This is a genomic window from Candidatus Fukatsuia endosymbiont of Tuberolachnus salignus (genome assembly GCF_964030845.1).
GTDB classification, from domain to species: Bacteria; Pseudomonadota; Gammaproteobacteria; order Enterobacterales; family Enterobacteriaceae; genus Fukatsuia; species Fukatsuia symbiotica.
In genome coordinates this window covers 1,361,899-1,385,296 of the sequence record NZ_OZ034983.1, presented here as the reverse complement: position 1 = coordinate 1,385,296, position 23,398 = coordinate 1,361,899, and the positions used below count along the sequence as shown (strand labels likewise).

The 23,398-nt window shown below is 44.0% G+C and carries 22 protein-coding genes, 1 tRNA gene and 3 pseudogenes; 11 read left to right on the top strand and 15 right to left on the bottom strand.

The window, feature by feature from the left end:
- Positions 1-96: 96 nt before the first annotated feature.
- The 7 genes from AAHH42_RS06850 to AAHH42_RS06825 all read left to right on the top strand — a co-directional run bounded on the left by AAHH42_RS06850 (position 97) and on the right by AAHH42_RS06825 (position 5,551).
- Positions 97-861, top strand: a complete 765-nt coding sequence (locus AAHH42_RS06850; RefSeq protein ID WP_342221930.1) for a Rha family transcriptional regulator — start codon at positions 97-99, stop codon at positions 859-861.
- A gap of 161 nt (positions 862-1,022) precedes the next feature.
- Complete coding sequence (locus tag AAHH42_RS06845) at positions 1,023-1,289, top strand: transcriptional regulator (RefSeq protein WP_119797156.1); 267 nt, start codon at positions 1,023-1,025, stop codon at positions 1,287-1,289.
- A 153-nt stretch (positions 1,290-1,442) separates the two neighbouring features.
- Complete coding sequence (locus AAHH42_RS06840) at positions 1,443-2,129, top strand: helix-turn-helix transcriptional regulator (RefSeq protein WP_342221217.1); 687 nt, start codon at positions 1,443-1,445, stop codon at positions 2,127-2,129.
- 155 nt (positions 2,130-2,284) lie between these two features.
- Positions 2,285-3,529, top strand: a complete 1,245-nt coding sequence (locus AAHH42_RS06835; RefSeq protein ID WP_342221106.1) for an IS256 family transposase — start codon at positions 2,285-2,287, stop codon at positions 3,527-3,529.
- Positions 3,530-3,739: 210 nt separating this feature from the next.
- Positions 3,740-3,937, top strand: a complete 198-nt coding sequence (locus AAHH42_RS06830) for a hypothetical protein (RefSeq protein WP_342221216.1) — start codon at positions 3,740-3,742, stop codon at positions 3,935-3,937.
- Between the two features lie 205 nt (positions 3,938-4,142).
- Complete coding sequence (locus tag AAHH42_RS14785) at positions 4,143-4,529, top strand: helix-turn-helix domain-containing protein (RefSeq protein WP_072551071.1); 387 nt, start codon at positions 4,143-4,145, stop codon at positions 4,527-4,529.
- Positions 4,418-5,551, top strand: coding sequence for a tyrosine-type recombinase/integrase (locus AAHH42_RS06825; protein WP_425286328.1), 1,134 nt, complete (start codon positions 4,418-4,420; stop codon positions 5,549-5,551). The genes AAHH42_RS14785 and AAHH42_RS06825 overlap by 112 nt, the downstream gene beginning before the upstream one ends.
- 32 nt (positions 5,552-5,583) lie before the next feature.
- Here AAHH42_RS06825 and AAHH42_RS06820 read toward each other — a convergent pair.
- Together AAHH42_RS06820 and AAHH42_RS06815 are read right to left on the bottom strand one after the other, a co-directional pair.
- A tRNA-Ser gene (locus AAHH42_RS06820) sits at positions 5,584-5,680 on the bottom strand.
- Positions 5,681-5,914: 234 nt separating this feature from the next.
- Positions 5,915-6,100 carry a hypothetical protein gene (locus AAHH42_RS06815; protein ID WP_119797379.1) on the bottom strand — a complete coding sequence of 62 codons (186 nt, stop codon included), beginning with the start codon at positions 6,098-6,100 and terminating at the stop codon, positions 5,915-5,917.
- 382 nt (positions 6,101-6,482) lie between these two features.
- Here AAHH42_RS06815 and AAHH42_RS06810 point away from each other — a divergent pair, with 382 nt between their 5' ends.
- A complete protein-coding gene (locus AAHH42_RS06810; RefSeq protein ID WP_342221293.1) occupies positions 6,483-7,784 on the top strand; it encodes a YopT-type cysteine protease domain-containing protein in 1,302 nt (433 codons plus the stop codon).
- A 164-nt stretch (positions 7,785-7,948) separates the two neighbouring features.
- Here the strand turns inward: AAHH42_RS06810 and AAHH42_RS06805 are convergent.
- From AAHH42_RS06805 to AAHH42_RS06785, 5 genes and pseudogenes are all read right to left on the bottom strand, one after another.
- Positions 7,949-8,772, bottom strand: a pseudogene (locus AAHH42_RS06805) (IS5 family transposase).
- Between the two features lie 236 nt (positions 8,773-9,008).
- Positions 9,009-9,659 carry a hypothetical protein gene (locus tag AAHH42_RS06800; protein WP_342221138.1) on the bottom strand — a complete coding sequence of 217 codons (651 nt, stop codon included), beginning with the start codon at positions 9,657-9,659 and terminating at the stop codon, positions 9,009-9,011.
- On the bottom strand, positions 9,656-10,069 hold the full coding sequence (locus tag AAHH42_RS06795; protein WP_119797086.1) for a type III secretion system chaperone: 414 nt from the start codon (positions 10,067-10,069) through the stop codon (positions 9,656-9,658). Before AAHH42_RS06795 ends, AAHH42_RS06800 begins: the two co-directional genes overlap by 4 nt.
- Positions 10,070-10,222: 153 nt before the next feature.
- A complete protein-coding gene (locus tag AAHH42_RS06790; RefSeq protein ID WP_119797087.1) occupies positions 10,223-10,876 on the bottom strand; it encodes a hypothetical protein in 654 nt (217 codons plus the stop codon).
- A gap of 393 nt (positions 10,877-11,269) precedes the next feature.
- Positions 11,270-11,443 (bottom strand): hypothetical protein, encoded by a 174-nt coding sequence (locus AAHH42_RS06785; RefSeq protein WP_162859951.1) that lies wholly within the window; start codon positions 11,441-11,443, stop codon positions 11,270-11,272.
- Positions 11,444-11,554: 111 nt separating this feature from the next.
- On the opposite strand from AAHH42_RS06785, the gene AAHH42_RS06780 reads away from it, so the two are divergent.
- On the top strand, positions 11,555-12,016 hold the full coding sequence (locus AAHH42_RS06780) for a hypothetical protein (protein WP_119797088.1): 462 nt from the start codon (positions 11,555-11,557) through the stop codon (positions 12,014-12,016).
- Positions 12,017-12,433: 417 nt separating this feature from the next.
- On the opposite strand, the gene AAHH42_RS06775 is transcribed toward AAHH42_RS06780, so the two are convergent.
- The 6 genes and pseudogenes from AAHH42_RS06775 to AAHH42_RS06750 form a co-directional block, all read right to left on the bottom strand.
- On the bottom strand, positions 12,434-12,700 hold the full coding sequence (locus AAHH42_RS06775; protein WP_342221030.1) for a hypothetical protein: 267 nt from the start codon (positions 12,698-12,700) through the stop codon (positions 12,434-12,436).
- Positions 12,701-12,948: 248 nt separating this feature from the next.
- Positions 12,949-16,404: pseudogene (locus AAHH42_RS06770) on the bottom strand (phage tail protein); the annotation flags it as partial.
- A gap of 74 nt (positions 16,405-16,478) precedes the next feature.
- Positions 16,479-17,501, bottom strand: a complete 1,023-nt coding sequence (locus tag AAHH42_RS06765; RefSeq protein ID WP_119797033.1) for an IS630 family transposase — start codon at positions 17,499-17,501, stop codon at positions 16,479-16,481.
- Between the two features lie 120 nt (positions 17,502-17,621).
- Entirely contained in the window at positions 17,622-18,764 is a 1,143-nt protein-coding gene (locus AAHH42_RS06760) for a P22 phage major capsid protein family protein (RefSeq protein WP_342221929.1), read from the bottom strand.
- Positions 18,765-18,793: 29 nt separating this feature from the next.
- A complete protein-coding gene (locus tag AAHH42_RS06755; protein WP_342221928.1) occupies positions 18,794-19,546 on the bottom strand; it encodes a DUF6651 domain-containing protein in 753 nt (250 codons plus the stop codon).
- A 251-nt stretch (positions 19,547-19,797) separates the two neighbouring features.
- Positions 19,798-20,259 (bottom strand): DUF3757 domain-containing protein, encoded by a 462-nt coding sequence (locus AAHH42_RS06750; RefSeq protein ID WP_072551162.1) that lies wholly within the window; start codon positions 20,257-20,259, stop codon positions 19,798-19,800.
- A 236-nt stretch (positions 20,260-20,495) separates the two neighbouring features.
- Between AAHH42_RS06750 and AAHH42_RS06745 the strand changes: the two genes are divergently transcribed.
- Complete coding sequence (locus AAHH42_RS06745; RefSeq protein WP_072551163.1) at positions 20,496-20,699, top strand: hypothetical protein; 204 nt, start codon at positions 20,496-20,498, stop codon at positions 20,697-20,699.
- Positions 20,700-20,816: 117 nt separating this feature from the next.
- On the opposite strand, the gene AAHH42_RS06740 is transcribed toward AAHH42_RS06745, so the two are convergent.
- Complete coding sequence (locus tag AAHH42_RS06740) at positions 20,817-21,911, bottom strand: hypothetical protein (RefSeq protein WP_342221927.1); 1,095 nt, start codon at positions 21,909-21,911, stop codon at positions 20,817-20,819.
- Between the two features lie 94 nt (positions 21,912-22,005).
- Positions 22,006-22,830, bottom strand: a pseudogene (locus tag AAHH42_RS06735) (DUF4055 domain-containing protein); the annotation flags it as partial.
- Between the two features lie 36 nt (positions 22,831-22,866).
- On the opposite strand from AAHH42_RS06735, the gene AAHH42_RS06730 reads away from it, so the two are divergent.
- Positions 22,867-23,235: an IS630 transposase-related protein gene (locus AAHH42_RS06730; RefSeq protein ID WP_119797707.1), complete on the top strand. Its 369-nt coding sequence runs from the start codon at positions 22,867-22,869 to the stop codon at positions 23,233-23,235.
- Positions 23,236-23,398: the final 163 nt, after the last annotated feature.

The following is a 23,398-nucleotide window of genomic DNA, read 5'->3' as shown; positions in this document are numbered from 1 at the left end:
AACCTCACGCTGACACAACATCAAAGCTTAATTAATCTTCTGCTCCGGTAACGTACCGGAGGTCATTAATCGCAATTCACTTGCAAGGAATTCTGCATGTCAAATGTCATCACTATCTATCAACAGGTAAAAATATCTAGCCGTGAAATTGCTCGACTAACAGGCAAACAGCATAAAGACGTACTTTATGACTGTAGAAAAATGTTTGAAGTGCTCACTATTCAATCGGCGGACTTTTCCGCCGATTATAAAGACACCAGTGGTCGCACCTATCAGGAATATTTGCTTGACCAAGATTTAACCATGACATTGGTCATGGGTTACAGTATTCCACTTCGCCATAAAGTCGCCACGCGCTGGCGGGAGCTGGAAGAGAAAGCAACACGGCCTGTCTGCATATTACCTAATTTCGAAGACCCCCCTGTTGCGGCTATGGCATGGGCAGAGCAGTTTCGCGAAAAAACCAGGTTAGCCTTAGTGAACAAAGAACAGGAAGCGGAATTACACGAGTTGAAAAACCTGTTTAAGGAAGGAATAACGACGACTCAGTTTTGCAAAATGCTCAACGGTATTAATACACAGCAGATTAATCACTGTTTAGCGGACAGAAATTGGCTTTATAACGAAAGTAAATCCCATATCCGCTGGCGTGCAACCTCTTATGCACGTGACCGATATCTGACGGAACATCAACATAAAATCAGCATTCATAGCGGTGATGACTTTATCAAGTATCAACCCGTTTTACTGCGCAAAGGGGCAATCCGATTATTTGACCTCTACCGCAAAAATAAGTTGCCAATGAAAACCCATTGGGACGGGCACTTCACCCACGAAAAAGAACTTAGCATCGCATCATAAACCCACGGAGTCACTCACCATGAAAACATAAATAGCTACAACAAGTTGCAAATAGCGACGGTGACGCAATCACCGTTTATATCACTTAACCCTAGCGCTAACAGAGGTGGTCTTCAGCCACCCCTGTTAGCTAACCACCATAACCTTCTTGAGAGGCTACAATGGCTCACCTCGATATTACCCAATTTCCTGAATTACGGGAAGTTTTTCCTGAATTAACACCGGTGCAATTTGAAACGGCGATGCTTTTCGCGTTAGGCGTGTCACAAAAAGACATCGCCTTATTACGTTCTGTGTCCTATCCCGCAGTGAAACAGACGTTGGCAAGTGCAAAACTCAAATTTGAACCGTATTCGCTGCATGGTCTGTTTACCGTATTTCATGTCCGCCTTGCGCTTTTTGCTTTGAAGGGATGTAGAAAGCGATAGCGTCTAGCATGATAAAAATAGAAAAGAGAGTCTCTCTCGTGGAGACTATTCCATTTTATTTTTCTAATTAGACTTTCACACTGACTAAGTAATTTACCCTCATCCTAGATGGGCGTCATCCACGATGAAAGGGACTGAATAGGGTTAGGACAGATGATGAAAAAAATAACAAAGGTATCACGTTCATTACCTCTGACATCTATGATGGAAAATAGTCAAGATGTTTGGGGAATAAAAGACTGTGACTCACGTTTTATTTATACCAATCGTGCTTTTCTTGACTTTTTAAATTTGCCACAAGGATTTGATGTGATAGGGCGGCGTGATGATGAACTTCCTACGTGTATTTTAGAATTTACTTTAATCATTCAAAAACTGGAAAGAGAGGTTATAAAAAGCGGGCAAAAAATCACCCTCATTAAAACGCATTTCTTTGGTCGTGAACAGAAACTGCAACCTTATTTATACGAAACCTTTCCGTTGCATAATAAAAGAAACAAGTGCATCGGCACAGTTTTTTATGGCAGAAAACTGGCTATTATTTCACTGTCCCACTACGTAGATAAGCTAACTGCCACGCTATTATTGGACCCTCCCTCGACTCTATTTACGCAATCTGAACTGAGGATAATCTTTTATTTATTACGCACGATGAGTGCCAAGGAAATAGGTAAAAAATTGGCACGCTCCCATCGCACAATAGAAAACAGAATTCGTATTCTATACCAAAAAGCGAAAGTGCATTCATTGCGAGACTTTAAACACTTTTGTCATCAAACCGGATTTGATCGCATTGTTCCCCAAGCGTTTATACGCCCCGGGATACAGTTTATTGAGTAGGAGGTTTTCTTATGAGCAACAGACAGAGCAGAGCGAGAAAACGTGCGCTTCGTGAGCGGGAACGGGAAGCGAAAAGAAATGAAAAGAAAAATGAGCCTGTCCTGAAAATTGTGTAATTGCCTATATTTAAACAATTTGTGAATAGGATATAGACAATGGTAAGAAAGAATAAATTACCGGATACCCCGCAACAATCTCAGCTACGTCAGGTAGCTCAGGCGCTGGTAAAAGACATTAAAACTGAATCTGATCTAAACAAGATACTCAATGAATTCGTTAAGATGACAGTAGAAGCGGCATTAGGTGCTGAAATGGAACATCACCTAGGTTATGCCAAAAATGCGGCTGAAGGACGTGGCAGCGGTAATAGTCGTAATGGCTATTCTGCAAAAAATATTACCTCTCAGTACGGTGAATTAGCGATAGAAACGCCCCGTGACCGTAACGGCGAGTTTTCCCCGATAATGGTTGAAAAAGGGCAAACTCGGCTGACCCATTTTGACGATCACATTTTAGCGTTTTACGCTCAAGGCATGACCACACGGGAAATTACCGAAACCTTTAAAAAAATCTATGATGCTGAGGTATCGCCAACCTTGATATCTAAAGTCACTGATGCGGTAATTGACCGAGTAACCACCTGGCGTAGTCGCCCACTGGACAATCTGTATCCGATTGTTTATCTGGATTGTATTGTCGTTAAAGTTCACCAGGATAAGCGGGTTATCAATAAATCTGTCTATATCGCGCTAGGCATCAATATGGAAGGACATAAGGAATGCCTTGGCTTGTGGATAGCGGAGACGGAAGGAGCAAAGACCTGGTTATCGATTCTGACCGAGTTAAAGAATCGGGGCTTAAATGATATATTAATTGCTTGTATGGATGGTTTAACCGGGTTTCCTGAGGCTGTCAACACGGTCTATCCTGAGACAAAAATCCAGCTTTGCATTGTCCATTTAGTCCGTAATTCGGTCAAATACGTCAGTTGGAAAGATCGACAAGCACTCTGTGCCGACCTAAAACTCATTTACCGTTCCGCTACAGAAGAAAATGCTTTGCAAGAGCTTGATAGTTTTGAAGGACGCTGGGGTGAAAAATACCCAACACTGGTACAAATTTGGCGCAGAAATTGGGATAACCTATCCACATTTTTTACTTATCCCGACGAAATTCGCAAGGTGATTTATACAACAAATGCGATAGAATCACTCAATAGTGTGATACGTAAAGCCATAAAAAAACGCAAAATATTTGCACATGATGGGTCTGCATTAAAAGTGATTTATCTGGCAATAGAATCTGCATCAGAAAAGTGGACAATGCCGATACCAAACTGGCGTCAGGCTCTCAATCACTTTATGATCGAATACCCTGAACGGTTATCAGTGTATTTATGAGGAATCGGCAGTTACACAGAATCTTGTACAGGCTCAGAAAAATTGGTTTAACCGATTAAGAAGCTGGTTCAAGAAGAGAAAAAAGCCTAAACATCGATTGCCATAAAACCATTTTATTGCTTCTTCGAAAAACAATGCGTTTAACGTAGGGCTTCGTCTTATCAATACAAGTGGAGTACTTACATATTATCTCTAAAAAAAGGAAGCGTTATGTTACAAGACGTGATGAAAGAACCGTCAGAGAGGATTTATATTGGCGCAACCCTCTACCAAGCACTTGACACCTTTGCCGCTTCTATCAGTGCTCACTCTGAGTATAAAATCACTGCATCTCATTTTGCTCAATACCTTATCGACCACTATGGTGAAATAGCCAAAGACACAATTATTGCCACATTGAAAAATTAACAAGGTATTGACCGTCATCATGATGTTGTAATAATAGGTTTTCTAAGAACCCCAACGCGTTATAATTTTTATTATCCGCGTTTATTTATATTTATTATCCCTTCCTTTATTTTCATCACTGACAGCTTTCTCTTAGCAGAGAGAGCCTGTCATTATTTTTTATGCTTGAAATGACTTTATCTCACGCCCCCATGTGGACGGCGTGATGACGTTTTTAACCAATAAGAAGAGAGCCAGGATGAGTGAAGAAATCTTCACACTGAAAGAAGCCTGCAGATTCATGAAACTCAGTGAAAACACGCTAAAAGAGTGGATTAGAGCGGGCAGGCTGCCCTGTAACAGGACAGGCCACGATGGAAAAAGTGGGGGTTACAGAATATTAAAAACAGCGTGTATTGAATCAGTCCGTCGCAGGAATAACGACATAATCGTGAAGGCGACTGGCACACACAATGAGGAACAACGGGTATGTCAATCAAAATGCGGCACGGTGGGTGGCACTGTGATTTCGTTACGCCGGACGGTAAAAGAATTAGGCAATCTCTTGGAACAACGGACAAGCGGAAAGCACAGGAGCTGTACGATAGCTTAAAAGCTAACGCATGGAGAGAGAGTAAACTGGGCGAAATGCCACACAAAACATTTGAGGAGGCTTGTGTAAGGTGGATCAACGAAAAACAACATAAGCGATCGCTTGACGATGATAAAACGAAAATCGGGTTTTTCTTGCTGCATTTTTCAGGAAGAAATCTATCGAGTATCAATGAAGAGGAGGTGATAGAGGTGGTTTCAACCATGAAAAACCGGCGACACCGGCAACGGTGGGAATTAACCCAGAAAGCGTCATTAAAAAAGGGGAATGAGACCCCTGATTTCAAAGAAAAGCCGCCCTCGCAAGCCACCCGTAGCCAATACCTTTCTTTTATACGAGGTCTGATGCGGATTGCAGCAAATGAATGGGGATGGTTAGAAAAGCCTCTGAATTTGAAAGCCCGCAAGCCGAATGACAAGCGTGTTCGCTGGTTATCTCACGAAGAAGCCAACCGTCTGATTGCCGTGATGCATGAAAATTTCAGGCCGATAGTGGTGTTTGCGTTAGCAACCGGATTACGTCGGTCGAATATTATTAATTTAGAGTGGGACCAAATAGATATGGCAAGACAGGTTGCCTGGATCCCCCCTGAAAAGGCCAAGGCAGGCAAAGCGATAGGGGTGGCACTGAATGAAACAGCCTGTGCTGTTCTACGGGAACAGCGGGAGAGACATTCACGCTGGGTCTTCGTCAGGAGAAAAAAAGTGCCAGGTAGTGAGGGGAAAGACACGGCGATAATAACCAAATTTAGAGTCGATGATAATCGCGCGTGGCAAACTGGCTTAAAGCGCGCGGGGATCAGTGATTTCCGTTTTCATGATTTGCGGCACACCTGGGCCAGTTGGTTGGTTCAATCGGGTGTTCCCCTGTCAGCACTCCAGGAAATGGGAGGCTGGGAAAGTGTCGAGATGGTGCGTCGTTATGCTCATTTATCTCCCACTCATTTAACGGAACATGCTAAAAAGTTGGATGAGGTGATCACAATGCATGGCACGTTTCTGGCACGTGGCAAAAATAGGTAAGAAAAAAAAGGGTGCTAACCTATTGATTTACTTGGTGCGCCCTACAGGATTCGAACCTGTGACCTACGGCTTAGAAGGCCGTTGGTAAAATTATAATATATTGATTTAAAACAAAATAACTGCATTCGCAATATAACAAACCATCAAAAAACATCAATAACCATCAGTCTCCCTCAAATCGCCGTGGCACGTTTATGGCACGTAATATAATTCCCTATCATTGCACTTCCACAGACTTCCCCTCTTCGTTTTTGATTTCCCAGCCAGACTCACTCCATAAAAGTTTCCCTTTTCACTTACTATTTTTGCCGAGATTTTTACCACTTAGTTCAAAATATAAAATTCGTACTCGTCTGAGTATTCTCACAACGATTTCAAATTAACCTCCAAGACTGTATCCTCTGGCGTAGGCAATATCGACAGACTTACCTTCACATCAATAATACCAACCGGCGGTTTTTTCCAATAGGATTTAATATCCCGATGATGCGATGATGCGATGATGCGATGATGCGATGATGCGATGGTCTGATTGGCACTGACCATCATTCTGGCAGTGTCACCGGTGATGCCGAAAAAACTGTAGATTTTCGACTTAACTACAACTGTAGTATTTTGCCAAAGAAGGGCAACTGCACTGGGTAGTGTGAAGCCTGTTCCTGTAAGTCGACTCAAGAAGGCCTAGTCCTATCTCTAGTACAGCACCATAACTTACGTTCATGTTCGTGACACACATTAATTTAGTAAAACCTACTTATTATTAACCATAAAATTTATGGTATTAAATTTAATCGTGACTAATTTAATATTATATTGTGGCTTTGCCATTGTTATTCATCATATTCTTATCAGGATCATTTGTTCTCTCCTCTATTATAGTAGGCAGTAATTAATTAACCATAGATAATTTACAGTATATATCGTAAATAACATGCCAATAACAGACAATAATTTTTCATTAGCCAGAAAAGAAACAAATAAGGTATTAAGTAATCAACATCATACCTCTAAAAGTACTTTGCAAAGAATTGTTGAAGTTTCTCAAAGTGTGGAGGAACTTACAAAAAATTTAATACAAAAAGTGAAAGAAAATCCGCAACAAGATATATCCATTACAGAATATCAGGAAAATAGCCATTATCTTGATAAAGAAACTATTGCTTCTCTTAAAAAACTGGCGGAACGTTATAATGGATTCTACAAAATGGCATTTTGTCAGGCTGATTTTACTAGTCGTTCTTTAAAAAATCTAGAGCTAGCAACGCGCGGGGTGTGTTCTCCACTTGTGGAGACTTGGTTAGGTATGCGTGATCCGTTGCTGCAAAATAATTTTTTCAATTTTATAAAAACAGAAGATGGAGCTAAAAAAATAGCACAACTAAATATAAAAACATTAATTACATTCACTAAAAATGAAACACAGGATGAATATGAACTTAGATATTTTTCTGAAGACAATAGAAAATTAATTGAATTGATTAAATATTTCGGTGAGAATGATAGCGATATAATTGAATTAGCAAAAGAAAATGTTTTTATAAAAAATAAAGAAAGTATTAGAGAGCTAGTCAGTATTTTTAATAAAAATCATAAAGAATTTGTTGAGTTTGTTAAAATCATAGCCCAAGATGATAGTTTCATAAATAAATTAGTAAATAAACATAATATTATAAATGATGAAAAAATAACTGAATCATTAGTTCAATATTATAGTCTACACAAGTCAGAAATACATGATTTGGTACTAGAAGCTTACCTTACAAAAGAAGATATAATTGGATCAGCAGTTCAATATTGTTCTGATCATAATGAAAAAATAGTTAACTTATTAAAGCGATATAATAGAAATAGCAATCCAGGTGATAAAAAAATACATATAAAACACAATATAATAGATGGAATGTATGAAATAGACGAAAAAAAATACTGTTTTAGCCATATTAACGATCTAGAATCAAAATTGGGTAAGAACGCAATAGCAACATTAGAGCTACCCATTAGCGATGGTAGATATTACCTTACAATCCGTCCTTATAATGAAAAGGGACTTCATGCTGTTGGAATGTATATTGATATAAAGTCCAACACTTTTCAATTTTTTGATCCTAATTTTGGAGAATTTTTGTTTAGTTCTATTAATGATATGCAAAAATTTTTCAGGACCTTTACTATGCATAATGATACATACGACCTATCTGATTTAACTGTACAAACCTTTAGCCCGATAAACTAACCATAGGCGTTGCTGCCTGGCTCACCTTCAAAGCAACGTATTACGCTAAAAGTTCTGTCTACAACAGTCGATAATCCTTTACCTAGTAGTACATAATCTACGTAACCTGTTACTTTGTTTTTCAACTTGCTTATTCTTCAGTAGACCTCTTCGGAAACTCTCATTTATCTAATTTCCATGTTATAAATTGCTGCAATCAGATTAAATCTTAATCCAAACCGTTTTCGCCTGTTTTGATAACGATCTGATACAATTTTAAATCGTTTAATCATACCAATGACATTTTCGTTTAATACACGCAGGCTTGATAACTTACGATTGTTGCGTTTATCTTCTTGTGTTAAAGGATTTTTCTTTGTCTTTTTCTTAGGCAACGCCGAGTTTGAATGAATCTTGCCAAGCCCTTGGTAACCTGTATCTGTCACTGTTTTGATTTCAGGATGTATTCGCACACCAGACTCCTTGAACAACCTAAAATCATGGCGCCTCCCATTAGTAAATGGTTGTACAGATGACTGCGTCGCTTTTTTTATCGACGATCACTTGGGTTTTTAAGGTGGGTCGTTTCTTTTTTCCTGAGTAAAACTGCTTTTATTTTTTTTGGACGTTCAATCGGCGTTTCTGTGGCATCAATAAGAACGAGCTCATACTCCCTATCACTTTTTAATAAAGCTTTGTGTCCAGGTAGGGCAAAATCAGGATGCTTTATTAGCGTATTCTCTATCCATTTAATCGTTTCATAGCATGTGCTATCACTCACCCCATCGCTTTGGCTGACAGGAAAATAAGTGCGATATTCCCGTAGATACTCAAGGGCCATTAATAAGCGCTCTTCTAAACACAGCTTAGGTTTCCGACCTCCTTTTCCTTGCTTACACTTATCTGCTTCATTCAATATCTTTATCATCTTTTCAAATGTACTGCGTTTAATTCCGGTTAAGCGCCGAAATTTTTCCTCTTCCAGTACCTTGAGTCCCTCATATTTCATAGGGGCTCCTTGTTCAGGAGATTTTTAACAAAATTCCTACATGAATGCTAGTTTCCGAAGAAGTCTAGTGAATCCAGCGTTGTGACTTCTCTTGCAGAAGAGCTTCCTACCAACAAACTATCTACCTGCTAGTAAAAAATACAGTGGTAGCACGTTGTTACTCAGAACTCACATGATTGCCAATAAGCAATCATGTAATATTCTGCTTTTTAATTTATTTTAAAATGGAAAATAAATTAGGCGTATTGACCAGGAGGCACAGCATGTGAAGCTGGTTTTATTCCTGACGTGTTCCCTTTGGGCCAAGGGTAAACATTTCTTCCACTATTTTGGCGATTTTCAATTTGTGGACTAGAGCTTTCAGATTTTTTAACATCTTTTGCTTGACCATTACATCCAACACCATGTTGTTCGTGGAAACATTTATGAGAACGATGTCCGTTTTTTATATAGAATTCTGCTGCAGCGGCATGATCAACCATATATGGAAATTCTGAGGATCCCTTTTCCAACTGTGAAGGTGCTTTTTCTTGGGACATAGCTAAATAAGCAGTCTCTTGCGGAATGTTTGCAACATTAGGTATCTTAGAGGTGTTTTGCAAACTTCTCTTTTCGAGTACTGTTTGTTTTGTAGAGTATCCACTACTACTAGCTTGCTCTGAGCTAATTTTAGGTTTGGCTGTAAGTAGTGAAAAAGGCAAGTTATAAGCTCTTATCATCACCCTTTTCAGGTTTTCTTTGGAGGATGACTTTTTTTCATCATGACTGACTTTTATCTCAACACCGCCTGAAGATAAACGAGTCTTAGCACTGCTTTCAACACTTCTTCTTTCTGTAGTCTGCGAGCTAGAAGAACCTACTATTTCGCTAGCTGAACCGGTTTTCATAATCTTATTCCTCTAATATCTTGTCGTTTATGTGGGATGGGAGGGTTATCCATATAGGTACGCCAACCCTCGGTCACTTCTAGCAGTGATTCCAATACTTTTTTAATGTCCTTATTTTCATCGTCAATGACCTGAGCAACCAGTGATCGGCTCTCTGGATCAAACGCCAGGGTACATCCTTGAGTCGATTTCCAATACAGATTGGCCGCCAGTAATTTAGCGAAAAAATCAGCTTCAGTATTTTCCGGCAATTCAGCGATATAAATTGTCATCACCAAGCGGTCATCAATCGTTTGAAAATTAATCGGGATACCATCGAAAGTAACGATGCAACAGCCTTCTTCATCAAACACTAAGCTGGGTAGTTGTAATACATCTTTAAGATAATCAAGTCTGCTTTCGGGGTTCATTGTTAACCATTAATGCCATCATAAATTAATAGGCAGTAGATAATGTGTAGCCAAAATGCCAGAAGATGAAAGAGGCAATATTTATCTTTATTTTCTAGCACTAATGGATGCTAAGAATTAATAACATTCAGTGTTTATTTAGCGCTCATTTTTTTACCGATTGTAATGACGGAGATGAGTAAAATCTGCATGGTTGTCAACTCCTTGACGGCTAACTGGAGGGTATGACCGTTTGGGGTTATTGGTTACACATCCAGGAGGTGCCTCTTCTTCCCGAGTACAGTGTTTAGTGCTTAAAGGCATAGAAGCGGTTTCATTTTTAGCCTTAAAAATAACTACTTTCTTCTCTTCTGTACCAACTTGCTGACTTCCTCTTTCAGAAGTAGACAGCAAGGGTAGTAGAGCCTGAGCCTGACTTCCCACTAAGGCACGACAACTAGCATATTCACTGTGTGATAATTCTTCTTCCATCTTGAAAGGTTGTATTGCTAATGTTTTTAGACTTTTTCTTTGATTTTCTAGAAGGACATAAATTGTAGCGGGGGATCGATGAAATGTTGGTGCCTGGCGAATAATATTAGACGAAACTTGAGCAGTATCACGATGTGCTGTTCTACTCACACTAAGTAAATTTGCCACACCGTTATGCCCAAATGCATGACGCCATTTTTTCTCTCTTGCAAAGTCTAACAGAGAAAAAGAACGATCAGTGGACCCCTTTCTTAAGGATATCCGAGAGCTTTGAAACTTTGGAGTGTCTTGATGAGATTGGGGGTGAGTAACTTCAGAGGAAACAGGTGCTACCACGGTTCGTTCCTTTAATGCTTTGTTGGTCGTTAAACATCCATTAGCGTCGTGCAATAAAATGAGCTAATAGCTTAATGTATAAAAAACACATTCATCGTTTCTGTACGTATCAAATCGTCTTATTTATCGTCAAAAAGTATTTTATACTCTATTTTAATTTGCTAAGATAATTATTTATTTTTTAATGATAATTATTATGAATAGATAATAGAATAATAATATATATTAAAATAGGTTAATACTAAATTTTAAAAAATTTTTTCCCATGCTTGTTGCTTAAGGCTAGTATCGCTACTGCCAGCCTTAATGGTTCCACGGTGTAACAGCTGACCGATGGGGATCCCCATAAGTGGTCGTAACTAGCAACCAATCTACCTGTTTCAGCCAAGATGCCTACGCGACACACATGGTCATAAATTCCATGTGTTGAATGTCGGTGAAGGGCTGCTTGTTAATCGAATAGTTAATCAAGGTCAGTTTGTGAGTGGTAATAATAAACACATTTCGCAGTTGACCCGCTGTGGTGGCAAGTTTTTTTCTTCTACTGTCCATTCCTTGCCGTTCCATTTATATCAGCTCTAACGGTAACAGTTGACAATCAAGATGGTAGCTTATTACATTAATCTAGTGATGGATCACTATGCAAATGAGGGATAACTTACTAATATGGAACCTATTATGAAACTAAAGAAAATGTCTTATCTTGCCATCGTACTTTTCGCTCTCACCAATACTGCATTTGCAACTACATCCGAGGAACTTGCTCAACAACGTCAGGAAGTCGTTAAAAAATACGTTAATGGTTTGGGAGCAGCAAAGTATCAAGAAATCGCTACAATTTTTACTAAAGAGTCCGTCGTTTTCTCAACAGGTAAAGGTAAATTCAACGCCCAAGAATTCTTTAAAGATTTTTTACCAAAGGTTCGTTCTGCTAGTACTAAATTTAAGCAATATTTCATCAACACAGAGGATACTGATCGTGTTGCAGCCAGATTTTATTTAGCTTTTACTTTGAAAGAAGGTGATGGAGAGAGGCATGAAGGTGAGTATATGGATGAGTTTGTATTTGAAAAAAATTCAGATAAATTATTAGCAGTTTATATGTTTGAGAATCTTAAAGCATATAATCAGCTCAAATGACGAAAAGGCGACTTACGTAAAAGTAAGCCCCTATAAATAGTGATGTTACATATACTCATTTGACCAGAAGATACTGGTTTTTGTGTTTAGAATAATATTATAAATTTTTCATAAAAATTATAATTTCACATATTATTTAGTAATCTAATTTTTCCAGTGTTTCGAATGATAATGAATACATACAGCACCTACTATAGGTTTAGGGAATATTTAAGGACTTATTTTTCCCGTCAGTAGGGAAGGCTAAATACAGTCGTATGTATTCCATGCTTATCTTGACGAACGATACTCTATATCAGACCATCTTTATTTTCGTAATTTGTGTGGTTATTTGTCATCTGTTTTTATATAAAATTTTAGATGACAGAAAACGTCATCTTACATACGGTAAAATTCATAGGCGGGTAGTTATTTTAATCAGGCTATTTTGATACTGGCTGCGTTTTTCATGGTGTAGATATCACCGCTTGCCGTCCAGTTGAACATTCTAAGCTTACCCCGTGTAGATTGTAATCTTAAACCAATTAATACCTCCCCTTCACCTGCCGGGAGGGTGATATCAATATCTTCGTTGACAGCGTTAACATACTCTCCTAATAGCCCCGCCCCGGCTTTCCCAAGGTATTGCACATCCATGCCATCACGGGTTATCGTTGCTCTAACCCAATCGGGTGATACGCTCAAGGCTATCCCTTTCTCTTTTCTCCCTAATAGCAACACTCTTCGTGGTGAGGCTGTTTTTTTATATAAAACAAAGGGAATATTACAGATTGGCTATCGGGAATGCTGCCTTTTTTTGTTTTAAAAAAATTAGGAGACATGTCCAGAATATCCCCTTCTATTTTATCCGCAGACACCGTCCCTTTAAACCAGCCATCGGTGGCATATATTGTCCCTCTGAAGGTAGCATCGTTAAACTCGGCGTTGCCGGCTTTCTCTATTTTCCATCCTGAACGGCCTGCTGCCCAGTTGGTCGACTGGAGAGGTCCACCAATTTTTGTATTAGTGATGGCGGCCTCTTTTATTTTAGCCGTGTCAATGGTCGCATCTTGAATAAAGCCCTCACGTATAAAGACCTGATTATTTTTTACCGCAAAGGGCGAGAACTTTTTGCCATTTTGCCCACTTAATAAAATAAAATTATCGGCATTAAAACCTATCTGTGATTTTACACTCCCGTTACGGGTTTCCACGCCGACCACCATGCCCGCATCATAATATTTGCCCTGGTGATGAATGCCCGCTTTTATGCTGTACAGGGCGTTACCGCCTGATGAGGTAAATTGTGTTGTGGCTTTGGTTTCAATGGCAGCGTCGTTGTCACGGAATCGCGCGGCAATCATGTTTTGATATTCCGCTAACGCCTGGGTCGCCGTGGTTTGAGCGCGTTTGACCCGGCTTATCGCCGTTTCATTTTTGCCGAATCGGGCACTTATCCGGTTTTGATAGTCGGCCAGGGCCTGGGTCGCCGTGGCGTGCGCCGTGTGGATGTCGGTTATTAACGCGTCATTTTTATCAAAGCGGGCAGTGATATCCAGGCGGTAAAGGCTGAACGCCTGCTGCGCATCGGATTGAGCCTGTCTGAGTGCCAGCATATCCGCGTTAGCACGGTCAAATTGCGTGTCCATCTCCTCTTTGTAGGTGACAAATGCGGTATCCAGATGCGTGGCGGTCTTTTGCACGTCTTGTGTTTGTAATTGGCTTATTTTGAAGCGGGATTTAAGTCCCTGGTTATACCGTTGCAATGTTTTGTCTTGTCGCTCTAGTCGTTCATTCACCTGCAGCAGCGTTTCTTCTACCCGGTCTTTGACCTCCTTTTGGAGTGTGATACGACTGTGTTCCTGTTTTCTTTCATTGGCTTGGCTGGTTTTTATGAGGGTATCGAGTTGAGAGGTGAGTCTTTTACCGGCCTGCGTGGTCATGATGTCATCACGAATGTGATCGAGCACAATATCTGCATCGTCACTCGATGTCCCCTGGACCCACGGTGTCCAGGCACCTTGATTGCCCAGTCGATCGACCAGACGGGCACGAAAGTAAAAGGTTTTCCCCGCAGCCAGACCCTGCATCGTGTAATGACGCTGCGGGTAGGCAATGTCAATCAGTGGCTTCTGATGGGCGTCATGAGCAAAACGGCTGCATTCCACCTCGGTTTTTAAGGTATCTTCAGCGCCCGCAGGAAAGGCCCAATTGAGTGTGATGCCAAACACAATTGGCGTGGTGGTCAAGCTAACCGGTTGGGGTGGCGGGTTTGCTTTCCCCTGGAGAGGGATTTCTGGCGTCGTGACCCACAGGCTAGCCATGCCTGCTGCGTTAATGGCCCTCACCCGTGCTTGATACTGTCCCGCAGTGCTGTTGGGGACCTCAAAGCCGCAAGTCAATACCCGCAGTAGCGGCGTCCAGTTGCCCTTGTCCCGCCGCCATTGTGCGTCGTAAGCGGTCGCACCGCTGGCTGCCTGCCAATTAACCTGTAAAGTGGTGACGGCTAAACCTTGAGCAATCACCGCATGGCTGGTCAACGTGATGTGTGTCGGAGGGGGTTGAAGGGTCAACGGAATCACACTGATAGGCCGCTCGTCGAGGCGCGTGCCGCTGTCGATACGTTCATATTTATCAGGGTCATGTTGGACAGCATTAATGCGATAAGTGTTGTCGTTATTGTCCTCGATACGGGTCACCCGGTAGTGCTGAAGGGCTACGTCATCGGCCTCCGCCGACCAAATCGCCTCCGGTTGCGGCGTTTCACTGTAAGCCACACTGACGGTGATAAGTTGACCGTTAACCGCGTGGACGGTGCGTGCTTGGGCGGACCCACGGGGTAAGTTGACGATAAGTCGATCGCCGGGTTTGACGTCAGCGGGTCTATCTAAGGTAATGTCGCAGCCTGCGGCTTGATTGATGCGCCCCCCGATTTTTCTTCCTGATAACATTTCATCGGCAACCGCAATGATGTGCCCTGGTAACGGAATCGCGCCATCTAAGCCAACATCAAAGGTCACCAAGCGGTCTTTGGCATTGGTGAGCAGCGCCCAACGACCACGCCGGTGGGCTTCTGTCTGACGGATACAACCGATTGCCGTGGTACTCAGTTGATTGATGCCATAGCGTCGCACCAAGGCTTCATCCGAGACCGCTTCAAGGGTATCCTGATAGCCGTTAGCCGGGTCGCTCCAGCTGACCATTGCCGTACTGTAGCGGCTTTTTTCTGAGCTGCTGGCGTAGGAAAAACGTCCCTCAATGACATTGGCGCGGGTGTACAGGTAATCTCGGTCACGGGGCATGTCGGCCAGGGCACAGAGTTGATTATTCGCCCAGTAGGTCATGCCGCGGAATATCGCCGCCAAATCCCGCAGTACGATAAAGGCTTCAGCCTGGGATTGGATATACACATCACACAGAAAGCGCGGTTCGGTCCCGTTACCCCCTTTGCCATCGGGGACGAATTGGTCACAGTATTGCGCGATGCGATACAGCTCCCATTTATCCACCTGTGCAGCGGTTAAGCGATGGCCGAGGCCAAAGCGCTCGGCAAGCAAAATATCATAGAACACCCAGGCCGGATTATTGCTGTACGCCCATTTGAAAGTGCCATCCCACGTGCCCTTATACGTCCTCGTTGCGGGGCCGTAGGTCGTGGGCACCCGTATTATCCGCATCTTGGGCTCACAGGCAATCACGGGAATGTGCTGAAACTGGCTGGCATCAAATTCGATATACAGCAGAGCGGTGTTGGGATAACGCAACTTGGCATCAATGATTTCGGCCAATGCCTCAATGTGCATGTTATCGGCGAGTCGGTTACTGGTGCTGTTCGGTGTCAGACGACGGACACGGAGTTGCCAACCGGTTTTCGCGTCAGGCAAGTTAATACGGTGTGAACGCTGATACCCTGTACTGGTTTTGCCCTCCACTGCGGTCTTGAGGACAGTATGGTAAGCCCCGCCATCGGTCGCCATCTCTATCTCATACTCAACGCGAGTGCCGTTAACATCGCCGTTATCAGTCTGACGTTGCAGCGCCGGCCAGCTAAATCGAATACGCAGCGCAGATAACTGGGTGTTGCTGATAGCCCGCACCCACGGGGTGTCGGCCTTTAACTCGGTGTTGACCGTAACTTCATTTTCAACGTTCGGCATCCCGGGAATGTAGTCTTGCGATGGGGTGCCGGGGCGGTAGTCCCAGGTGACACCGGTAAAATTAGCGCTGCCGTCTGCATTATTAAGCGGGGTGCCATCCAAATAAATACGGGTGCCGTCTAATTCGCTCGCAAATTCCCCTTCACCCAGGGCCAATAATATTTTAGCTTTGGCGGTAGAATGCAGGCTGTCCGGGGATTCTGTGGGCGTAGGTGGCCGCTGGCTACCGCCTTTGTTTCCTGTGATGACCATAGTTTACCCATAAAAAAAGATCGCCTTGGCGACCTGGATTGTGTTCGCTGTTCTGGTATTATACCCAAGTGAAATCAAGATGCAGGATTTAGCGCCTGGAAATTATCGTTTAAGCGAGATACCAGAGAACTTGCCATTTGTGGTAGCTTCACTTCAAAGAAGTTTAAGATATCGTTCTTAAAACTCTGTTTAGATGGGTAATATCTATTGTTTCGTGTTTGCTCATTCATCACCTTCCACAATCGCTCTATCGGGTTTAGATTCGGGCTATACGGCGGAAGGTAATGAAGCTGGATATTCAACGTAAGCGCGGCGTCTTGCACAAGCTGTGAACGGTGATAGCCTGCACCCTCGAGGATCACATGTGCCGTTGTCGTGATGGGATAATGCGCGCGAATGGCAGACAGGAAGTGAACCACATTTTCGCTGTTAATCGTCTCATCATCACGGATTATGGGGTTAGCCACATTCTGGATGTTCAAGGCTCCCATGATATTCAACCGCGTTCTGCTCCCGGTGGTCTCTATCGTTTTATCCTGGCCTTTTCGTATCCAGCCGTAGCTTATTTTGGTGGCTTGTGTCGGATGAACGGCATCAATAAACAGTATGGGGTCATTACCCGCGGCGTCTTTCAATTCGCTGTAGGTCTTTATAAATTGCTGCTGTTTCTCAACGGCAAATTTATGCGGAACACCTTTCGGCTTTTTATAGCTAAAGCCATGCTGCTTCAACCCTTTATACAGACCTGATACGGTAAAGGTGATGTTCCAGCGTCCAGCGATATACGCCACAATTTGGTGATTGTGGTGGTAGAGCGGCTGGGTGAGATGTTCAACCAGCGACGTGGTCTGTTCCGCATTGAGATAGCCATCGGAGCCGCCATTTTCAGGCTTGAGCTTGTTGAGTTTATGATAGTCTGTAAGGTGGCGCCGCACCGTGGTTTCATTAATGAGCTGTGAGTGAGCAATCATAGGGGGAGTCCAGCCGTCTGCGGACAACAAAACACACCGGATCCTGTCACAGACACGGCGGTCATGGCTTTGACGATGTTGGGCTTCGAGGGTAATTTTCTGGTCAGCAGTCAGCTCTATTTTCATGGCTATGAGCATGATCCTTATCGACTTCAAAATCAAGCATCTTCATTGATCACGGGTATATGAGTTAGACTTATGCTTATCTCTATTCAGTTAAAATAAAGCGGCTATCACGCCGCGGTCTTAGCCTAAAATCAGCGCACTGTGCTCCGGTTTCACTGCCGTGACACCCCAGGCTAGCCCGACTTCATAGCGTATCTGATGATACTGACGGTAGAGCGCCACCTGGAAAGTCATGCCGGAGACCGGATCGGTGACATTCATCACATCATCGGCGATATCCCCGCCTTGAGGCATCGCCGGTGTCCGCGACGCCAGCAGGAATGCATTGCGATCGAATGCCATGTTAGCGGTGTAGTGACCAACCAGCGTGACAGCGGTGTTGTCCGCCAGGTCTTGCAACAAGCCCGGTGCAGACAGGGTGATAGTCGAGGCGCTGGCCGCGGCCACCACGTATTGATGCGTATCGCCGGTAAAGGTGACAATATCCCCTCGGTTTACTGTGCCAGTTCCACTGTCTACGGTAATGAGCTGATTGCCGACGTGATAACCGCCCGCTTTGTTGACCAGAAAACCACTGCCGGTCCCTGCTGTGACCCGTTTGATGCCCGCGGAATTGTGCAAATTAAAGCCTTCGATACGCCCGATGGTCCCTTCCCGCAACAGGGCTTCGCTGCCTGCTTCGTTGACTTTAAACAAGACGGATTGTTTGCCGCGAATGTTGGAAATAGCGGCGGAACCCAAGACCATTTGCAAATCGGTGGTCGGGGCCCCGTTATCTTCCAGCACGCGACGCGCATCAGCAAAATCGGCCAGGTCTTCTTTAACGTCAAAGGGGGTGCTCCTTGCTTTGCCAACAGCCCGTGCCGAGCCGGTGTACAGTGCGCCAAGATCGTGATCGACTTCGTTCGCTAAAGCGCGGAAAGCCTGTTTGAACTGGTCGGCCAACAGCAGGTTATAAGTACCGGCAGACCCGATAGCCATTTGTTCTTCGCCGTTCCATTGCACCGGTGCCATTTTAGATTTGCTGATTTTAACTTCCACTGTACTGATGGTTTGTTCCGCACTGCCTGCCGCCGTGGGACCGGGTACGATATCCACCGTTTTGGCTATCGGTGCCACCGGTGCGGTGATATTTTGATCGAGAGCGGCGGCTTCCGCTTTGCTGTTACGGGCAACGGCGGGAATAAAACCGACTTGCTCACGGGAAACGCTGTCTAATGCGGTATAAATCGTGGGGATCAACCCCGTTAAGGTATTTGCCATGCTATTGCTCCAGGGTAACGTGTGTAAAATTAATCGACGATCGAGATACCGTCTTTGAGTGCGGCTTGTTTGCTGCCGATGTCCAAGGCATCAAAGGCGCTGCGTTTGAGTGTTTTTTGTCCGTGCTGCTGGGGTGTGGGTTGTGAGCCGCCGCCACGGTGGCCGGAGGCTTTCAGAATGTGGTCTTTGTGCGGATACTGTTCGATGAGGTATTCTAAGGCTTCCTCAAACTCCGCGATTTCCCCGGGCTGACGGCGTGAGAATACCTTGTTGCCTGCCGCATCCGTGGCGACCACTTTACCTGCGTCAATGCTGAATGCGTGACCGAACCGGGCTTGCACCAAATCCGCCGGGATCGCCAGGTTATCCTGGATAAACGTCGAGCTGCTGAAACGTCCGCCAATCATCTCTTGATACAACTGGGCTTCCAGGGTTTTATTTTTGCTGCTGGCCTCGTCAAGCTGAGTTTGAAAAGCTTGAGTGATTTGTGCTTTCACCTGGTCGACCGCACCGGCCTCGATTAATTTCTTTTGATCGATGTGGGTGAGCGTTTGCAGTGCTTCACGGGCTTTCGCCGGGTCGTCAATGCCGGCAAACGCCTTGAGCTTGGCTTCGAGTGCTTCCTTGGCCTCACGGTGGCTTTTGGCTTCCCCATTGAGGGCGCTAATTTTGTTCAAGGCTGCCACCGCATCAAAGGGGATCGCTTTGCCGTCCTCATGCAAATACACCGGCATGCCGTTTTCCAGTACTGCTTTTCCTTCTGTATCGAGGTGCAATTTCATCGCTATTGTCTCCGCCCGCAGGCTGGGTTAATAGGTCATCCGACCCGGGCGCTGTGTCGCCTCCGCTCACAGCTGTTCATAAAAAAAGCCACCCTGGGGTGGCCTGTGTAAAGTTGAGTGGTGTTCACTAATCTATCCCGTGGTAACCTGACATCCCCTATTTAATGCGAACTACCCAATAGTTTTTTGCTCAATTTCGTCACTACTATTCAATAAAATTATCACTTAACATCCGTTTTTCCAGACGCATATTATTTAATTTCATCGGTAGTAAGCAGTGTAAACGAACAATCTTCTAATTTCTCTTTATTACATTTGTATTCATTCTTGTCTATTGTTTCCCAATCTTTCTGCCTCGTTAATGAAACATAAGGATCGATGTTGCTTTTATTACTTACAAGAAATAAAAACATTTCTTTATTTTTTTTATTATTTCTAGTGTTTTCCAAAGTATAACGACATGCAGGAATACCTTTCCCTTTATCAGAGTATGACACTTCTTTTAACTTCATAGTGTTAAAAGTTACTTGACTCGATAAAGTGCCAAGCCACTGAAATTTATTATCGATTTCTGCTGTATAAGTTAGACCTTCTTTTTTTATATTTTTATATTTCGGACAGGTTATAAAATCATTTTTCGATACGGATTGCGCCAATACTGACTGTGCCGATAACAATAAAAAACAGGTAAAAAGTAGATTAATTTTTTTCATTTAATACCTCATAGTGAAAAAACAGGTACAAAAAATCACACTAATAAATTAATGTGCAGAAATATTACGATAACACGATGAAAAATAACTCATTATGTCAAATAATAATACGGTCTTGTTTATCTCTGTTTGCAACACTCCACTCTATTATTCACTCTGTTTCAAAAATGATGGGAGGGTTAGGTTGCTGTACATAATTATTTACCGATATATTTGACAACAAAATAAGTGAAATAATGAATTCTTCTACAGGCTCCGCTAATAAAATTTTTACTGAAATGGAAGTAGCACTGTTGATTTTATGGTTACAATCTCCTGAAGATTTCAATCGAAAATTTGAGCATCGTTCTCCTCGTTCAGTACAGGAAAAGGTGATGGATACAATCGCAAAAATATCCAAACCTCCCGGGGCTGTTCCTCCTGTAGATTTTATGGTGTGACACGAGGTTATTCCTGTGATTTTTTCAGCGAGTCAATGATGTCAACGCTACTTTAATCTGTCCGGTTTTTGATACTTCAGGCAAACACAGGTTAAGTTGTGCTGACATGTTGATTTTTTACTCTGTTTGGGTGATTTTACGCAGCTGTTCCAAGGTGAGCCATTCTCCTTTGTCGCTGAAAAAGTCATCGGGACGCCGTCCCTCCTCTCGCAGCATTTTTGCGCGGGTTTTACCTAGGACTTGGATTTGCCGCGCGTAGGGTTGTTGCTGTAACCAGTCAGAATAGGTGGTATCCGCAGGGACTTGCCCGTCCAGGCTGGCCCGTGTGCCTGTGTCCAGCTCATCCAAGTCAATGCCCAGGGCACGCCAGGATTTGATGACCAGTGTCTCCGTTGAGCGACAGCAAAAGTGCAGGCGTCCCGGTCCTTGCAGATAGGGGATTTTGTGGCCGAGTGGCTGGCCGGCTAGGGTGTAGCACAAACGGTCACGGATAACACAGGGTGATGAGGTTTTGTTATCCAGCGTACTGAGCCACTGTTTTCTGTCTATCATTGCGGCGTTATTTTCAGCAAATTTATCCCGTGCTACCGCTGAAACATGGTTAACAGCGGTTTTGACCACACTGGTGAGATTTTTGCGACTGATGTCCAGTACCCCATCTTGATACTGTTTTGCCCTGCTCCCGCGTACTTTGCGTGTAATTTGCTCGACGGTATCACCCAAGAGAAACCCGTTTTTTACCGCGTTGTTGATACGCTGAAAGCGATCGCTTTCCAGATGACTGACCCAGTCGCGCAGTAAACGCCCTTGAAAGGGCTGCGCCATCGCTGCCGCGTAAACCTGTTCTGCGGTGATAATCGCTAAGGGATAGCGGTGTAGCACCCCATCAGGCAGCAGGGTATCAAAGAGACGGCAGTGATAACCCGCTTCGTGCTCAGCAAAGGCTAGCAATTCCTCGCTGAGCGATAAATACAGGGTACTCATTGCCTGCTGATTCACCTCTTGGACACAGGCTAACAAGCGGGCTAACTGTTTGACTTCGATGTGTTGCGGATTAACCTTCTCCAATTTCCCGAAAAGTCGGGCGGTTAGTTCAGCATCATATTGGTTGAGTAGTGCCACCTTTTCTTTAACCACCCCGAGAGCATAGCGTGATTGAAACAGACTGTGTGCCAGGGCTTCATCACGCAGACGTTGGTTGACTGTGGACATGGTAACCCCTTAATAGAAAAACCGGTTTGATGGCATGAGGATAACGGGGTGTTTTTATACAGCCTGCGCGTCACCTCACGATGCCACGCGGGCGTTACAGTAAATCCGGTGGCAAATTGTTAAGTTCATCACACAGGGTTTCCGGGTTGGCATCGGCATCAATAAGGTTCAGTGCCTGTAAGGCGCGGATGGCATCCACCTGACGAATATCCCCGCCTTGCCGCAGTGCCTGTATCGCCAGGGCGGCCGGGGCATTGAAGGCTTGCTGGGTGGTTTCAAGCTCGGTGCGAATGTCCACCTTGCCGCCGTCTTTTTCGCCTGACCAGTCTGCCATCAGTTGCAACAGGGTATCGAGGGCATCTTCTAGCGAGTTAGACAGGGTGTAGAGCGGGGATTGTTCTTGTAGGCGCTCTTCGCTCACTTGGTCGAGGGTCTTGGTGCTACTGTTTTGACTGCGCAACAGCTTGCCACCGGCTTGACGCATCTGCTCGACCAAATCCGTCAGTGCCTCTTTGCCTGCTCCTACGGCGGCGCCCGAATGTTCGGTGTACGCACTGCCCTGTTTGGTGCGGTCAGTAAAGTGTGTCGCGCTTGAGGCACCAATGGTCAACTTTTCGCCGGTTTCAAGACCAAACACATTGAGGATGGGCACCCGGGCCACATGCAAAATATTGTCTTGCTCACTCTGACTTTGCCAATGTTTGATATTGAGTAACGCCAGATTCAATAGCGGCGGGGCGCCACACATAAAACCGGTGCGTTTGCTGTACAACGTGACCAGCGGAATACGCGGGCAAGAGGTGGCCCAGCTGTCGTGCAGTATCCAGGTTTCCCTGCCATCGGCTTGCCTGATTTTACGGTAGAGTTCAACCCGACCGGGCGTCAGTTTGCGGATTTGTGCGATTTTCTGTTGGCGGTATAGCGTAGGCTGTATAAATTGATGTATAATTTCAAGATGACTTATCCATTAAAATTTCGCCAACATGTATTGGCTATTAAAGAGCAAGAAAAGCTTACATATGCCCAAACGGCCACACGTTTTTGTATTGGGACCGCAAGTCTGATGCGCTGGGCTAAACGAATAGAACCTTGTCTGACACGTGATAAACCCGCCAGTAAAATAGCTCGAGCGGCGTTGATTCTTGATGTGGAAACCTACCCTGACGCGTCTCAATACGAGCGAGCCCAACGTATGGGAGTGAGCGCTAGAGGTATCTGCCATGCGTTGAAACGGGCAGGGTTTAGCTATAAAAAAAACATTTTATCATCCAAAAGCCAACGCCCAATCCCGAGAAGATTTTCAGGTCAAGATCCAGGCCTATGAAGCCAGCGAGACCCCTATTATTTACGTTGATGAAAGCGGTTTTGCTCATGACATGCCCCGCCTCTACGGCTATTGAGCTAAAGGTAAGCGGTGTTACGGTCAACATGATTGGCACGCTAAAGCATGTACCAATGTCATTGGCGCTCAGCTTAACGGAAAATTA

Bases quoted from the DNA above. Each gene is read 5' to 3' on its own strand.
- AAHH42_RS06850 (WP_342221930.1), top strand. From the start codon at position 97: ATGTCAAATGTCATCACTATCTATCAACAGGTAAAAATATCTAGCCGT.
- AAHH42_RS06845 (WP_119797156.1), top strand. From the start codon at position 1,023: ATGGCTCACCTCGATATTACCCAATTTCCTGAATTACGGGAAGTTTTT.
- AAHH42_RS06840 (WP_342221217.1), top strand. From the start codon at position 1,443: ATGATGAAAAAAATAACAAAGGTATCACGTTCATTACCTCTGACATCT.
- AAHH42_RS06835 (WP_342221106.1), top strand. From the start codon at position 2,285: ATGGTAAGAAAGAATAAATTACCGGATACCCCGCAACAATCTCAGCTA.
- AAHH42_RS06830 (WP_342221216.1), top strand. From the start codon at position 3,740: ATGTTACAAGACGTGATGAAAGAACCGTCAGAGAGGATTTATATTGGC.
- AAHH42_RS14785 (WP_072551071.1), top strand. From the start codon at position 4,143: ATGACGTTTTTAACCAATAAGAAGAGAGCCAGGATGAGTGAAGAAATC.
- AAHH42_RS06825 (WP_425286328.1), top strand. From the start codon at position 4,418: ATGCGGCACGGTGGGTGGCACTGTGATTTCGTTACGCCGGACGGTAAA.
- AAHH42_RS06815 (WP_119797379.1), bottom strand. From the start codon at position 6,100: ATGATGGTCAGTGCCAATCAGACCATCGCATCATCGCATCATCGCATC.
- AAHH42_RS06810 (WP_342221293.1), top strand. From the start codon at position 6,483: ATGCCAATAACAGACAATAATTTTTCATTAGCCAGAAAAGAAACAAAT.
- AAHH42_RS06800 (WP_342221138.1), bottom strand. From the start codon at position 9,659: ATGAAAACCGGTTCAGCTAGCGAAATAGTAGGTTCTTCTAGCTCGCAG.
- AAHH42_RS06795 (WP_119797086.1), bottom strand. From the start codon at position 10,069: ATGAACCCCGAAAGCAGACTTGATTATCTTAAAGATGTATTACAACTA.
- AAHH42_RS06785 (WP_162859951.1), bottom strand. From the start codon at position 11,443: ATGGAACGGCAAGGAATGGACAGTAGAAGAAAAAAACTTGCCACCACA.
- AAHH42_RS06780 (WP_119797088.1), top strand. From the start codon at position 11,555: ATGAAACTAAAGAAAATGTCTTATCTTGCCATCGTACTTTTCGCTCTC.
- AAHH42_RS06765 (WP_119797033.1), bottom strand. From the start codon at position 17,501: ATGAAAATAGAGCTGACTGCTGACCAGAAAATTACCCTCGAAGCCCAA.
- AAHH42_RS06760 (WP_342221929.1), bottom strand. From the start codon at position 18,764: ATGGCAAATACCTTAACGGGGTTGATCCCCACGATTTATACCGCATTA.
- AAHH42_RS06755 (WP_342221928.1), bottom strand. From the start codon at position 19,546: ATGAAATTGCACCTCGATACAGAAGGAAAAGCAGTACTGGAAAACGGC.
- AAHH42_RS06750 (WP_072551162.1), bottom strand. From the start codon at position 20,259: ATGAAAAAAATTAATCTACTTTTTACCTGTTTTTTATTGTTATCGGCA.
- AAHH42_RS06745 (WP_072551163.1), top strand. From the start codon at position 20,496: ATGAATTCTTCTACAGGCTCCGCTAATAAAATTTTTACTGAAATGGAA.
- AAHH42_RS06740 (WP_342221927.1), bottom strand. From the start codon at position 21,911: ATGTCCACAGTCAACCAACGTCTGCGTGATGAAGCCCTGGCACACAGT.
- AAHH42_RS06730 (WP_119797707.1), top strand. From the start codon at position 22,867: ATGACTTATCCATTAAAATTTCGCCAACATGTATTGGCTATTAAAGAG.